Source organism: Rhodococcus sp. ACS1 (genome assembly GCF_002300155.1).
Classification (GTDB): Bacteria; Actinomycetota; Actinomycetes; order Mycobacteriales; family Mycobacteriaceae; genus Rhodococcus_F; species Rhodococcus_F koreensis.
Window position 1 is genome coordinate 434936 of the sequence record NZ_NSDZ01000006.1, and the last position, 13542, is coordinate 448477.

A 13542-nucleotide genomic window follows, 5' to 3' on the forward strand; every position below is an offset into this window, starting at 1 on the left:
CGCCGCCCAGAGCTGCGGGATCTCATCGTCGGGTTGATCACGCAGCTCCGCGGGCAGTCGTTCTCGCAGGTCGTCGTACAAATCCTCCGCTGATGGTGGCGTCGGTGTGCGATGTGGCGGCAGTGGCGTCCACCGCCTGTGACCGGTCATGAGACCAGTCTTCTCTCCGCCGGAAGGCGGGCGGGTCGGCTGGTCCCGACATCAGCCACGCCCAGTCCCCGACCAGCACGGCGGCGAGCCCGAGCAACCCGGCCAGCAGGATCCGGGTGCCGGTCTCGTGCGAGCCCCACAGGCCGGCCACCTGCATCGGCCAGGTGCGCCACGGGCGTGGCGCCCGGAGGGTGACCGGGACCTCGTCGAGCACCGCACCGACGCCGCGGATGCCCCGCGGCCGCTGGCCGACCAGGGTGACCGCCAACCGGCCGGGTCAATGCACGAACCGGCTAGTGACGGGGCGGCCAGATCCGCGGGTGAGGTGACATCGCACTGGGGCAGGAACCGCGCCAGTTGGTCCCCGATGGTGCGGTCGAATACGGAGTTCGTCGTCGGGCCCGACAAGGTGGCGCGCCTCGTGCCCGCGCTGCGCCAGCGACGAACACACCCGCCGAGCCACCGTGGTGTCCCCGAGCACGACGAAGGAATCTGCCGCCATGTGTTGCCCAAAAAGACGAAGCGACTGTTTTCGTGCGGGATTGTCGTCCGCGCGCGCCACCGATCTTGCGAGCAAGCGCATTTGACTCGGGCATCCTTCCGCGATCCGGCGGCTTTTGAATTCCCTCACGGGCGGGTTGGGTTCGGACGTCACGGGTGGGCGGTCGCCACCCACTGCTCGAATCGTGTCCGCAGGTCCGGTGCGGGGGTGGGGAGACCGGCGCCGGCGAACGCGCGGCGCACTGCCAGCTCGTACACCGCGGCCGGATCGTCGACCCAGACGAGGTGGTGATTGACCTCCAGGGTCGCGGCGCCGTGGAACGCCGTCCAGACGACGGCGAGCTCGTCGGCGGGTAGCTCGGCGGCGTCGAGGTCGGCCAGGGCGTCGACGATCGGTGCGAACACCGCGGTCTGTGCGGCGATGGTCGGGCCGCCGGGCGGGGCCTGGTAACCGGGCAGTTGGTCGGAGAAGATCAGGTTGAATTCGCTGCGATGTGTCAGGGCCCAGTTCCGGTATGCCAGGGTCCCGATCATCGCCCGGTCCGCCGGCGGTGCGTCGTCGAAGGCGGTGACCGCTTTCATGGTGGCCGCGGCCAGGTTTCGGTAGCTCCCGAGGAGCAGCAGGGTGAACACCTCGTCGAGGCTGCCGAAGTAGGTGTAGAGCGAGGCAGGTCCGAGTCCGACGGCGCGGGCGATCGCCCGCATGGATACCGCTCCGGGCCCACCCTGGGTGAGCTGGCGCCGCGCCTCGGCCTCGATCTCGGTCAGCAGTTCGCGGCGTTGCCGTTCCCGTCGGGTCTCCGGCTTCCCACTGGACATCGGTCCACACTACCCAGAATTCCGCCATCTTCCGAACATCGTTCGGGAACAGTACACTCGTCATGTCGAACACTGTCCGGAATTCGATCGATAGTCGATAAGTGCTGTTGGCTCTGCCGTGCCGGTGATCGCAGAAGCCGGCCCTACTGCCCGCCCCCTCGAAGGAGTCACCAAAAAATGGCCACCACATCACACGTTGTGCTCGGTGCCGGTCCGGTCGGACGCGCCGTCATCTCCTCACTCACCGCGCGCGGGATCACCCCCACCGTGGTGACCCGCACCGGACAGGCGGTCCCCGGGGCGATCAGCCTGCGGGCCGACCTCGGCGACCCGAGCGCGGCCGCCGCCGCGACCGCCGGAGCCGAGGTGCTGTTCCAGTGCGCCCAACCCGCCTATCACCGCTGGCCGCAGGAGTTCCGGGCCTTGCAGAGTCGGGTGGTCGACGCCGCCGCCGAGGCCGGGGCGCTGCTGGTAGCGGCCGAGAACGTCTACGGCTACGGCCCAGTTTCTGGGCCGCTCACCGAGGTGCTCCCCCTGGCCGCGACCACTCGCAAGGGCCGGGTGCGGGCACAGATGTGGCGCGACCTCGCCGACGCACACCAGGCCGGGCGATTGCGCGTCGTGGCCGGGCGGGCATCGGACTTCTTCGGGCCCGGCGTCACTGCGTCCGCGGTCGGCGACCGCTTCTTCGGACCGCTCTGCCGCGGCGAGCGGGTGGACGTGGTGGGCGATCCCGACCGCCTCCACACCTATACCTATGTCCCCGACTTCGGTGAGGCGCTGGTCCGGTTGAGCGAGACACCGGCGACCTGGGGGCACGCCTGGCACGTCCCGAACGCCACCACCGTCACCACCCGCGAGTTCGCCACCATCGCCGCGGGCCTCGCCGCCGCGGCACCGTTGCGGCTGCGCCCGGTCCGGGCCTGGCAATTGCGTCTGGTCGGGTCAATGGTGCCGGCGGTTCGCGAGATCGCCGAGATGCTCTACGAGTTCGACGAGGACCACGTCGTCGACCACACCGCGTACACCAGTGTGCTCGGTGACCACGCCACCCCGTTGGAGGACGCGGTGGCGGCCACCGTCGCGGAATACACCGCGCCCCGCCGCCACGACGAGCACGCCAACCGCCTCCTTCGTCGGCGCGCATGATGGGGCGCAGTCGTTCGGTCATTCTCCGGTGTCCACCTGGGCGGTTGGAGGACGGCGGCCCAGCCGTTGGCGACGTCTTCGACGTAGCGGTGGCCGAGACCTGCAGGAACGTGACGACGGGAATCCATTGCCCGCCACATGCTTGGGCGAGTGGCGGGTTCCGTGTGGCTGCCGGCGGCGCCGGATCCCAGCCGACTGCTGGCCGACCGGGTCCAGTGGCATGGCCGCGGTGGTCGGAGCCCGAATCGGCCGGTCAGGTTCGAGGGTTCGGCCCGACATAGCGGGGACCGCGGTCAGGGTGCACGATCCACAGACCACCCTTCGCGGTCTTCCCGGTCGGCAGAAAGCGCGCGGCACTGTGGGCGGTCGCGGCCGCAGCCAGTTGGTCGAACACCTCCCCGTGCGTGCACCAGAGAGTCCCGTCGTCGCACCGGCCGAGCGCGGAGAGCAGCGCACCGACCGGGGCGTCCCTGACCAGACGCGAATCGTCGACGATCGGCAGTCCACGCGCCACCGCCAGGGGTTGCAGGGTTTGCCGACAGCGCACGGTGGGACTCGAGAACAACGCGGACAGTGCGACATCGGCGAGGGCATCGACGAGATGAGCGGACTGCTGGTGGCCGAGGGGGCTGAGCGGGCGGACCACGTCCGGGCCCTGCCACGCCTTCTTGGCGACGGCGTCCGCGTGACGCACCAGCACGAACATGGTTGCCCTCCCGGGGACATCGGTCCGGCGTTGTGCCACCGCCGGACAGGATAGTGCCGACGGTCGTCGGGCAGCGAGCAGACGCCGACCGTCGAGATGCCTGGTTCAGGGTCGGCGCGCCCGGGCCGGTCGACCCTGCCGCGTCCGCGCCACCACCGTGGCTCCGGCGCTCACGCGGGAGAGGCGGGCGCGACACCCGCCTGCACTCCGCAACCGGGTCCTGACACCCTCTGGGTGGAGGCGATGTCTCTGCACCGGCACCTGGCGCACAAGGAGGACATCCTCGACGGCGTCTTCGCCGCCGACGATGGGGTCCGACTGGTAGGCGGCCACGCGGCGGCGAGAATCTCGGCGCGCGGAGTGCACGCACGTCATCGTTGGGCCACCGCTCTGTTGGAGTCGCGGGCCAATCCCCGCCCGGGACGTTGCGCCACCACGACGCGGTGTTGGTAGTCAGCAGCCCGCGGGTTTCTCCTGGAGCTCGCCTCGATGGCGGAGACGATCCTGGGCCGACTCCGGCCGGACGAGTACCCCCACCTCACCGAGTTCGTCGCGCAGCACGCCATACAACCCGGGTACGACTTCGGCGACGAGTACGAGTACCTGGCGACTTGGTCCTCGACGAACTCGAGCGGGCATGCGCATCCCCCGGACCCGGACCGCGATCCGCCGAGCGGTGGTAGCCACACCGCCGCCGACATCGTCGTCTGTCCAGGCGAGTCCACGCGGCTGCTGGCCCCAGATGAACTGACCGATCATCGATCCTTTGCCGGACGTTTGGATCTAGACCTAGACAGGGAAGGAGTCAGCGAACGGCGGCCCATTCGTCGGCCGGGGCCACCAACGACCTTCGCTGTCAGCCCGGGCTCCTGCTGCCAGCGCGTAGCTGTGGAGCTGCTGCATCGGCCATTCCGTCACGTCGAGGAGGGCCACGAGTTGGTGCGTGGAGATTCCCTCGTTCGCTGCGACCGTGCGGGCGATGCGTGCTCTTGTGACGGCACTGCTCAACGTCGTGTCATAGTGACCGCCCGGTGCGCAGTTCTGGGTGATTCTGCATTCTTCAGGGCTGCTCATCGTCTCGGTTCCGCTTCCTGCAACGTCCCAACGTGGGACTGATGGTGTCTCAAACCGCTTTTCGTAAGGCAATCGCTCGGCAAGCTCGAGTCGGCAGCTCCGACGCGGAGCACGCCTGGGGATTCACACTCTAGGAATCCGGCGTTCGCTCACCGTTCGCGTCGTCGTCCCGCCGGCGAACGGTCCCGCCCGATCCGAGTGATCGAGGTCTGCGCACTTGAGCGCCTCTGGGTACGCCGACCAATCGCCGATGAGCGCACCGGCCGGACAGTCAAGCTCAACATCGGTGGATCTGTCTACGACCCCACCGATCCGATCGGACGGCTGTTGTTCACGACGCTGCCGTGATCGCGGAGTTCGAGCCGACCCGGCCAGGGCTCGCACCCGAGAAGGGATGGCCGTCGCGAAAGCCAAAGGTCGGCTCCGCGGCAAGAAACCCAAGCTCAGCCCGCACCAGGAACCCCACCTCGTCGAGCTGCACCGCGCTGGCCGGCACACCACCACCGAACTAGCCGAACTGTTCAACGTCGCCCGATCCACCGTCTACCGCGCCATCCGACGCGCGGGAGTCGAGCCGTCCGCGACAGATTGACTCCGAGCTGTGGCCGGTGTTCACACGATGCCTACTAGCTTCGTCACGCTCTCCCAACGGGTTTCGACCTGATTGCCTCAACTCGGCTCAATCGTTGTTTTTACGCTGGAAACTACGGTCGGGCCCACCGGGTGATCACAGCTCGAGCACCCAAATTCGGCTCACTGGTCGACCCGGGTTCGCGCTGGCCGTGTGGATCGACAGAAATGACGATGGACGTGGCGGGATCCGCTAGCCTCGCAGACCGTTGCCCGACCCGAAGGCAGCAAGGCTGTCTTCGACGCGCACTAGGGCATGTCTCCCAATAGTTTGAGTCATTCGACGATGCCGGCGAGGAGGAATCCAGCCCGGTAAGTCAGGGCAAGCTTGTCATACCGGGTTGCCACCGCTCGCCACTGTTTTGCCTTGTTGAAGGCCCTTTCCACCACGTTGCGGCCCTTGTACGACTCGGCATCGAAGTTTGGTGGACGCCCGCCCGCGCTGCCCTTGTTCTTGCGGTTGGCCACCTGATCGGACTTCTCGGGAATGACCGCCTTGACGCCCTTGCTGCGTAGCAGTTCTCGATTGGCCTTGGATGTGTACGCCTTGTCGGCACGGACCTCGTCCGGGCGCGTACCGGGTGCGCCACCACCGATGCGCGGCACGCAGATGCCCTCCAGGAGCGGGCCGAACATCGGGCTGTCGCCGGCCTGGCCAGGACCCACCAGCACCGACAAGGGACGTCCGTCGCCATCGCACGCCAGGTGAACTTTGCAGGTCAACCCGCCGCGGGACCGGCCGATGCCGTGATCGACCGGTTCGTCAAGCAGATTCGTGTAATTCGGTAGTTCCCCCTGTGTCACGCGCGGCGTTGGCACCGTGCTGGTGCACCCGCACCACGGTGGAATCCACCGACACCGCCCAATCCAGGTCGCCACCGGCATCGGCCATCGCGGCCAGGGCTATGAGCACCCGATCCCACGTTCCATCCCCGGCGTAGCGTCGGTGCCGTTTCCATACTGTCTTCCAGGGGCCGAAATGCGCAGGTAGATCCCGCCACGGGAGCCTGGTACGCAGCCGGTAGAGCATCCCCTCCACCACGAGTCGGCTGTTCTGGAACTTCCGCCCCCGCAGCCCATCCGAACTGGGCAACAGCAGCACAAGCAACTCCCACTGCTTGTCCGTCAACACCTCAAACCGATTAACAACGTCTGCCACAGCGAAGAGTCTGCAGCACAACACCCCAAATCATTGGGAGACACGCCCTAGCGGTGATCGGTCGTGGACCTGTACCACGCCCGATCACACCTGCACGCCATGGATTCTCAGCTCGCCGATACCCTCTGCGACGAGCACCTCGACTGGCTGCAAGCCCGGCTCGCCGTCCTTCCCTGAGTTACCGAGGCCTGCGGAACCGAGGAATTGCGCCAGCCGAGCGGGCCGACCGGGCACGGAACTGGCTGACGCCGGGGTGCTGATCAGGACCGCCATCACGGCGGGCAACCAGCGTTCGACATCTATGTGTTGGGACGGTGCTTGTAGAAGGTCAGAACGACAGTCTTTTCTTCTGGCATCACCATGGCGGTCCGGGCTACTGCGTCACCCTCGAACGAGACGTGGTGATTAATTAAATTGGTGATGACATGCCAGTCGGACTCAACTCCTTCAAGCTCCTCCATGAGGATGGGCAGCGGGTTCCGAAGTAGCCGTCCAAAATATTCGGAATCGCTCTTTGCCTCACCCTGGTAGAGGCTCCACTCCTCGTCCCGAATGTCGGATGACAAATCATCGAACTTCACCCATACGCTCTTCGTATCGGCCATTTTGATCCTCTCCCACAGCACTAGGAATTCTTGACACTGTTCCAAGATGAGGTACCGCAGCCTGAGTTTGTCGCAGAGTTCGTCGCGCCATGCGCTCGCTTCACCTGTATTGGCCCCACCGCCTGCGTCATGGGACGCGCAGACCGTTACCTGTCCCGCCACGCAGCATCCATCGCTGAAAGCATATTGATCTACATCGAAGATCGGATGAGACCGACTGAAGATATCGGTCATTAACCGAGACGCCAATCGGTGAGACACCGAACGTGAGAGGTACATAGCGTGGATCGAGACGGGCGTCAGCTGTCGGTGGTAAGAAGGTCGGCGAGGTTGTCCAGACTCGCCCGCATCATGCGGGAGTACGCCTTCGTGACGAGTGGGTCCGCCAGCTTGCCGAAGACTCCACCGAGACCGCTTTCGGTGTCGACCCGATAGGTGAACAGGGTGCCGCCGTCGACCTCCTCGATCCGCGTCGTCGCGGTGACACCGATCTTGTCCCCTTCCACCGACTTGGACGTGGCCACCTTCCCGGGCTGGTACTCGACGAATTCGGTCTCCCAGTCGATCCGCTTACCGAGGACTCGGTTCACCCCGCGCCACCGGGTGCCCACCCCGAGCTCCCCGTCGGTGACCTGCTCGCATTCGACTATCGACGCCTCCCACGACGGCCAGTTCGCCGCATCGGTGAGAAAGTCCCATACTTCCGACGCAGGGCGGGCAATGACGACGGACTGTTCGGTAACCGGCATGGTGATCATCCCTTTTGGTGGTGACTGGATCGGGCCGTGACCGGCCCTCTTCACGCTCCCAATCGGTGCATTGAGGTTCCCCCCGAACGGTGGACAAGGGGGTTGCGTGCCTCAGGCGACTCCCACCTGAAGCAACTTCTCGTAGCTGTCGGGACTGTGCATCCCCACCGTAGAGTTCCGTCGAACAGTGTTGTAGAAGACAATCCAGTTGTCAACGCCAGCAACGAGATCAGCCTTCGTTGCATAGACGTGCCGATAGTATTCTTCATGCTTGAAGATCGACCAAAACGATTCGGATGGACTGTTGTCCCAACAAATCCCGGTCGCACCCATCGACCGACGCAACCCGTGCTGCACACACGACGCCGCGGTCAGGTGGGCAGTGTATTCCCCACCCCGGTCCGAATGCAGGATCGTCTCGCGACACCGCCCACCGCGCGTGGCCACGGCTCGATCGATGGCGGTGGTGACCATCTCGGCGCTGATGTGATTAGCAATGCTGTATCCCAACACCTTCCGTGAATGACCGTCCCGGATCGCACACAAGAACATGTCCCCCTCACCGCACGTGAGGTAGGTGATGTCGGTAAACCAGACCGCATCGAGCCGGCCCCGATCGAAGTGCCGCTCGATCAGATCCGGCGGGAACGACGCCTGCGGATCGACCACCGTGGTCTTGACCTTGAACGTGCGCGGGCTGATGCCCTCCACACCGAGCGAGGCCATGATCTTGGCCACGGTCTTGGCGTTCACCACCTCACCACGCGCCCGCAACTCGGCCGTGACCCGCGGCGACCCGTAGGTACCCTTCGATTCCCGGTGGATCTCGACGATCTTGACTTCGAGGTCGGCGCGACGCTGTTGCCTCGGCGTCAACACCGTGGCGACTCTGCGCTTGACGTACTGGTAGTAGCCCGATGTGGACACCTCCAGCAGTCTCGCCATCCGCAGGATCGAGAACCGTTCACCTTCCGGCGCGGCGGTGCCGGCGGTCTCTTCGATGTTGTCGGGGCCGGCGTACTTGGCCATCAGATCGAACCGGGTCGGTTCTTCTGCATCGCGGCAAAGTACGCCGAAGCTTTTACCAGGAAAGCGTTGTCCTTCTCGAGTTCGCTTACCTGCCTTCGCAATCGGAGTAGCTCGGCGTGTTCGGCCGCGTCCAAAGGCTTCTCTCCGTGGGACTCTGCGGCGGCGATTCTGCGCCGCTCAAGTTTGACCCATTCACCCAACAGACTCTCGTTGAGGCCGAGTTCTCGGGCGACCTCTGCGATGGTGCGACCGGAGTCGATCACCCGGTGGGCAGCCTCGACCTTGTACTCGGTCGTGAACGACCGACGCTTGCGAGGGGGCATACGGACATCCTTCCAGCGGGACCGGTGTCCCGCCAAGTCGGTGTCCACTTTCCGGGGGGAACCTCACATGGTCAGAAGAATAGAGACCGGCCCGTTTAATGGTCCTCTCGTGCCAGCGTCGCTGTCACTGATGGTTAGCACGACAAAGCGCTGGCAGACGGTGTAGACGAAAGGTGCCTCGCAAGTACCGGCCAGTACTGAGGCACCACGACGCCTAGTGAGGCAACTACAGCCATCGCCTGAAAGCTTGCTCGCACTTGAGACATCCGGTCCTTCCACGTCGAGATGATCGACCCCGCGCATCCCCAGATACCGGCATCTGCAATGCAAGCAATACCAGTATTGATTGCATTCGAATCGATTCGCCCGGTCCGGCTCTTTCCGAAGGGCACCCTTGTGGGATCTCATAAGGCCAGCTCCCGTAACGGTCGTTACTGGGATACCTAACTGGTGAGACGCCGGAAGGGGATCGGTCAAAGACGCTAGGTGACCAACCAATAGGTTGCAGGGGCGTCCTCCGATCGACAACTATTCGACGCCGAGCATCACCTCGGTGGACTTCACGAGCACGGTCGCCGCCACTCCAGCCTGAAGGCCCAGTTCCTCGACAGCTTCCTTTGTGAGCGACGCGGTGACGATCTGGTCGCCCCCGTCGAGTCGCACCTTCACCGTGGCCATCACGCTGCCGATGGTGACTTCGGTGATCGTTCCGGCGAGTTGGTTTCGGGTGGACAGACGCATCGCGAGCTCCCTCTCTTGACGCGTAGCCCCGACGATAGCCGCGGTCATCGGTCGACGAACCGGCCTTCGCAGGCCGCTCGCACCCGACCACGACCGCTGTGCAGATCGACGGACCCACGACCCTTGTGCGGATGGGTGACAGTGACCGCGGGTGAAAATTGTGCGTACCCTACGGGCGTCGTGTTCGTGTACATCCGGGGACATGTTTGGTGACAATCGCTGGTTCCCACGAATCCAACTGTGAGGCAACCCGTTACATCGACCATGCCGCCCGCGGCGGTTGCGTCGGGCGTGCGAGCCGAAAGGCTGTGGGAGCGAGATCCTCGACGCGCACGCCTGCCTCGGGACCCTGATCGCTCAGTACACCTACACCGACGGTGACAAGAAGCTGATCCTGGACCTGCTGGTCGCGTTGGATCTCGACCGATCCGACACCGCCGCCTACGCGGTGCTGCGCGAGGTGAACGCCGACATCACCGCCGTGATCGAGGCCGAGGACCGGATCGCTCAAACGCTTCACCGAGGCCGCGATCGTCGACCCGGAACGCAATCCCGTATATCCGCACGTGATGGTGATCGACGGAAACGACGACCGCGGCATCGACGTCGGGATCTTGTCGAAGGCGGCGTACCCGCTGCGGGGGATCCGCTCGCACGTCGACGACCTTGCACCGACCGGGCGCCGGATCTTCAGCCGCGCCTGCCCTGAGTACACCTTCGCCTTCCCCGAGGACAGCGCCCTGGCAGGATTGTCGTTGACGGTGCTGGTCAACCACTTCAAGAGCAAGGGATACGGGCGGCCCGCAGACAACAACGCCCTGCGCCAACTGCAGGCCGAGCGGATCGCCGAGATCTATCGACAACTCCGCTCCGACGGGGTGGAGTTCGTCGCCGTCGCCGGCGACCTCAACGACACCCCCGACAGCGAACCCCTCGCGCCGCTGCTCGCCGACACCGACCTGCGGGATGGGGTCGAGGTCGCCGGCTTCGACGACGGCGGCCGACCCGGCACCTACGCCAACGGCACCGCCGGGAACAAGATCGACTACGTGCTGCTCTCACCCGCGCTGTTCGACCGGGCGACCAGCGGGGCGATCTTCCGCAAGGGCGTGTGGGGCGGAAAGCATGGCACCCTGTTCGAACACTTTCCGACCATGACTTCCCCGGTCCACGCGGCCCCCGATCATGCTGCGATCTACGTCGACATCAAGACCGGCTGATTGCGCTCAGTTTCCTAGCCGTGGCCCGTGTGGAGGGGGTCCAGTCGCTCGGCATGGTGGCGCCGTCGAAGCTGCCGTTTTTTGAAACTGCCGCGGCGCACACATCAGGATGTTGGCAGACCGTGCGCCTGAGGGGGTGCGGACCCCGGTGTGGTCAGTCGAGTGCGGAGACGTTGCGGAGGATCACCGTCGGGAACCGAAACGCGATCGCCTCGACGAGTCGGCGCACCTGGTATAGCTCACGGCGTAGGGCTGCGGCCTCGGTGTACAGCCCGCCGCGCAGGGCCGCGGTCTCGGCGGATAGCCGCTCCGCGCGAAGTTCGTGGGTTCGTTGGATGCGTTGCATCAACGCCTCGGCCCTGTCGACGCAGTGTGCGAGGGCCTCGATCTCCGGTTCGAGTTGGCCGAGGAATCCGCATGGCTGCGAACGCTTTTGGTCGTTCGCCGTTGGTTCGGGGGTCATGGTCCGATTGTGGCGGCGAGCAGCGCGGTCGCCCTGTGTTCGACGAGCAGCGCGACGGACTCGTCGATCCGGGTGTCCGCGAAGTGGGTGACCGCTTCCCGGACGGCGGTTGCGATCGGCGTACCGGGGGATGGGGTGCGGACACCACTGTTCCCCACCTCCGGGCGGGGAGACGGGGAACGGTGGTGCCGCGGATGAGGGGACGCGGCGGGCTGGGGTGTGGCTAGGAGCACCGGAGGTGCCGCGGGGTCTGGGCCCAGGCAAGCCCGACATTGCCGGGGACGTCGGTGGGCGGCGACATGGCGGTGCTCCTGCCTCGTGGTGAATGGTCGGTTCCCGGCCACGGTCATCGTCGCCGGGGACATGTGCGTGGTGTCCGGTGTCAGCGTCGAACACCGAGATGGACGCGGGATGTCCACACGGTGCATTCTCCGTGAAATGGCGCTCCGTGGCACGCCCAGCAGTTCGGTTCCGCGGTCGACCGCCTGCCGGGCCAGCTCCGTGACATCGACGGTGCCCGGGCCTTCGAGCAGGACCACCTCGGCGCCGAATTCCTCGGACTTGCGGTACAGGTCGAATTTCGCGACCTTGCCACCACCGGAGTGCGGGTTCATGATCAGCACCGGACGCCACGCCGGTGGAGCGGGAACCTCACGGACGGCGGTGTCCGAGGTTCGTCCGCGCGGGGCGGTGCGGGCGCAGGGCACCGCGAGCGGCGGGCTCGTGTCGCGGTGTCGGGGCGGCGGATCGGTTGTCGCTCATCGTCATGTCCCCGGGTGCGCGGTGATCCGGCCGGCGTCGATCGCCTGCCGCAACGCGGCGTGATCGCGTTCGTTCTGGTCGGCGTAGGTCTCGGCGAATGCGGCCAGCGCCTTGTCGAAGTCATCGTCCGAACCGAGGTACCCCGCGATCGCGAACCGGTCACCGGCGCGGGCGTGCGCATACGCGAGTACCCGGGCACACAACCGTCCGTAGAGGGCCATGGTGTCGGGATTCATGGTCTCGATGACGGCCGAGCCCTTGCCGTCGCGGAGTTGGCGGATGTAGTAGTCCCGCACCGCGCCGTCGGCGTCGGGTCCGTGTTGCCAGCCGAGAAGGATGTCGCTCGCGGCTTGCATCAGCCGTTGCCCGGTCACGACGCGTTCGCCGTGATTCGTGAATGCCGGGCCGTCGACGTACTTTTCGAGGACCGACGGTTGTGCCTCCTTGGCCTGCAAGAACAGGGGGTCGCCGCCGGGGCCGCGGAGCAGGACGATCCAGGCCCGGGTGCCGACGCTGCCCACCCCGACGACCTTCCGTGCCGTTTGGACGTACTCGAATCGATCGAACAGGAGACGGCGGGCGGGTTGCAGGGTGTCGCGGTAGTCGCGCATTCGCCGGATCAGCTCCTGGTCGAGTTGTTCGGCTTCGGTGCCGGTGAAGATCTCCTCGATCGGCACGATCAGTGGGGGCGTGCTCACTATGCGCGGCTGCCCGTCCACCAGGGTGGTGAGTTTGGACAGTGCCTGCAGGCTGTCGCGGCCGCGGGATTTGTCGATCGTCTTGCGGACGCGTTTGCGGGTCGAGGAGTCCAGAACGTCGCGGAGCTCGTCTAACTGCGCGGCGGCGTCGATATGGGAATACCAGACCGCGAGCTCGCCACGCTCGGCCTGGTAGGTCATGGTTTCGCGGTATTCGGCCGCGCAGGCACGGGTAATCGGTTTGCGCTGTTTCCGGCTGAACCCGTTGTCGCGCCCGGCGACGGCGAGACTCGCGACGAGTCGTTTGACGTCCCATTCGAACGGGCCGGGATAGGTTTCGTCGAAATCGTTGACATCGAACGCGAGTGTGCGCTCGGGCGTGGCGAAGAGTCCGAAGTTGCTCAGATGGGCGTCCCCGCACAATTGGGTGTGCAGGCCGGTGGCCGAGGCGTGGGAGAAGTCGTCGGCCATCACCAGCGCCGCGCCGCGGTAGAACGCGAACGGTGACTCGGCCATCCGCCCGTACCGGATGGGGACGAGGTCGGGGACCCGGGTGGCCCCCTGGGACTCGAGCAGGCCGACCGGGTCGCGGTCGCGGTGCGGAGCGTGTTCGGCGATGGCGTCGAACGGGATTCGGCGCCGAACCGTTTCGCCGTGTTCGATCCGTGCCGCCCGGGTCGGCTGGTCGCCCGCACCGGCGGGTGATGGATCGGGGAATGGGTCTCGTTCTGTCATGGCGTGATCCCTCGGGTGGTCTTCGTCCG

At 65.9% G+C, this 13542-nt stretch carries 15 protein-coding genes and 3 pseudogenes; 3 read left to right on the forward strand and 15 right to left on the reverse strand.

The features are described 5' to 3' along the window. Positions 1–37: 37 nt before the first annotated feature. Both CJ179_RS30500 and CJ179_RS30505 read right to left on the reverse strand, forming a co-directional pair. On the reverse strand, positions 38–418 hold the full coding sequence (locus CJ179_RS30500) for a hypothetical protein (protein WP_095863895.1): 381 nt from the start codon (positions 416–418) through the stop codon (positions 38–40). A 383-nt stretch (positions 419–801) separates the two neighbouring features. Continuing rightward, positions 802–1470: a TetR/AcrR family transcriptional regulator gene (locus CJ179_RS30505; RefSeq protein ID WP_095863896.1), complete on the reverse strand. Its 669-nt coding sequence runs from the start codon at positions 1468–1470 to the stop codon at positions 802–804. Positions 1471–1647: 177 nt separating this feature from the next. Here CJ179_RS30505 and CJ179_RS30510 point away from each other — a divergent pair, with 177 nt between their 5' ends. Beyond that, a complete protein-coding gene (locus CJ179_RS30510; protein WP_095863897.1) occupies positions 1648–2619 on the forward strand; it encodes an NAD-dependent epimerase/dehydratase family protein in 972 nt (323 codons plus the stop codon). Between the two features lie 68 nt (positions 2620–2687). On the opposite strand, the pseudogene CJ179_RS54090 reads toward CJ179_RS30510, so the two are convergent. The 3 genes and pseudogenes from CJ179_RS54090 to CJ179_RS30525 all read right to left on the reverse strand — a co-directional run. Continuing rightward, a pseudogene (locus CJ179_RS54090) lies at positions 2688–2759 on the reverse strand (hypothetical protein); the annotation flags it as partial. Positions 2760–2872: 113 nt separating this feature from the next. Next, positions 2873–3325, reverse strand: a complete 453-nt coding sequence (locus CJ179_RS30515; protein WP_095863898.1) for a histidine phosphatase family protein — start codon at positions 3323–3325, stop codon at positions 2873–2875. Positions 3326–3778: 453 nt separating this feature from the next. Next, on the reverse strand, positions 3779–4084 hold the full coding sequence (locus CJ179_RS30525; protein ID WP_095863900.1) for a hypothetical protein: 306 nt from the start codon (positions 4082–4084) through the stop codon (positions 3779–3781). 552 nt (positions 4085–4636) lie between these two features. Here CJ179_RS30525 and CJ179_RS54095 point away from each other — a divergent pair. Further along, positions 4637–4991, forward strand: a pseudogene (locus CJ179_RS54095) (helix-turn-helix domain-containing protein); the annotation flags it as partial. 314 nt (positions 4992–5305) lie between these two features. Here CJ179_RS54095 and CJ179_RS30535 read toward each other — a convergent pair. The 7 genes from CJ179_RS30535 to CJ179_RS30570 form a co-directional block, all read right to left on the reverse strand. Further along, positions 5306–6188 (reverse strand): IS5 family transposase gene (locus CJ179_RS30535; protein ID WP_257015854.1). Its coding sequence is split into 2 segments (ribosomal slippage): positions 5306–5836 and positions 5838–6188, totalling 882 coding nucleotides; the frame shifts between segments, so codons are not numbered across the junction. Positions 6189–6487: 299 nt separating this feature from the next. Further along, the gene (locus tag CJ179_RS30545) at positions 6488–7027 is read right to left on the reverse strand and encodes a hypothetical protein (RefSeq protein ID WP_143548925.1); all 540 of its coding nucleotides are present in this window, start codon (positions 7025–7027) and stop codon (positions 6488–6490) included. Between the two features lie 65 nt (positions 7028–7092). Then, complete coding sequence (locus tag CJ179_RS30550) at positions 7093–7551, reverse strand: SRPBCC family protein (protein WP_095863904.1); 459 nt, start codon at positions 7549–7551, stop codon at positions 7093–7095. Positions 7552–7653: 102 nt separating this feature from the next. Then, entirely contained in the window at positions 7654–8571 is a 918-nt protein-coding gene (locus CJ179_RS30555) for an IS3 family transposase (RefSeq protein WP_095860366.1), read from the reverse strand. Next, positions 8571–8894, reverse strand: a complete 324-nt coding sequence (locus CJ179_RS30560; protein ID WP_072951788.1) for a transposase — start codon at positions 8892–8894, stop codon at positions 8571–8573. Before CJ179_RS30560 ends, CJ179_RS30555 begins: the two co-directional genes overlap by 1 nt. Positions 8895–9422: 528 nt before the next feature. Beyond that, positions 9423–9635, reverse strand: coding sequence for a molybdopterin-binding protein (locus tag CJ179_RS30565; protein WP_095863905.1), 213 nt, complete (start codon positions 9633–9635; stop codon positions 9423–9425). A gap of 253 nt (positions 9636–9888) precedes the next feature. Then, entirely contained in the window at positions 9889–10146 is a 258-nt protein-coding gene (locus CJ179_RS30570; protein WP_218834844.1) for a hypothetical protein, read from the reverse strand. A gap of 58 nt (positions 10147–10204) precedes the next feature. Between CJ179_RS30570 and CJ179_RS30575 the strand changes: the two genes are divergently transcribed. Continuing rightward, positions 10205–10855: an endonuclease/exonuclease/phosphatase family protein gene (locus CJ179_RS30575; protein ID WP_095863907.1), complete on the forward strand. Its 651-nt coding sequence runs from the start codon at positions 10205–10207 to the stop codon at positions 10853–10855. Positions 10856–11009: 154 nt separating this feature from the next. Here the strand turns inward: CJ179_RS30575 and CJ179_RS30580 are convergent, their stop codons facing one another. From CJ179_RS30580 to CJ179_RS30590, 3 genes and pseudogenes are all read right to left on the reverse strand, one after another. After that, positions 11010–11318: a hypothetical protein gene (locus CJ179_RS30580; RefSeq protein ID WP_095863908.1), complete on the reverse strand. Its 309-nt coding sequence runs from the start codon at positions 11316–11318 to the stop codon at positions 11010–11012. 452 nt (positions 11319–11770) lie between these two features. Next, positions 11771–12031, reverse strand: a pseudogene (locus CJ179_RS30585) (diacylglycerol kinase); the annotation flags it as partial. 51 nt (positions 12032–12082) lie between these two features. After that, complete coding sequence (locus tag CJ179_RS30590; protein WP_095863909.1) at positions 12083–13513, reverse strand: DUF2252 domain-containing protein; 1431 nt, start codon at positions 13511–13513, stop codon at positions 12083–12085. Positions 13514–13542: the final 29 nt, after the last annotated feature.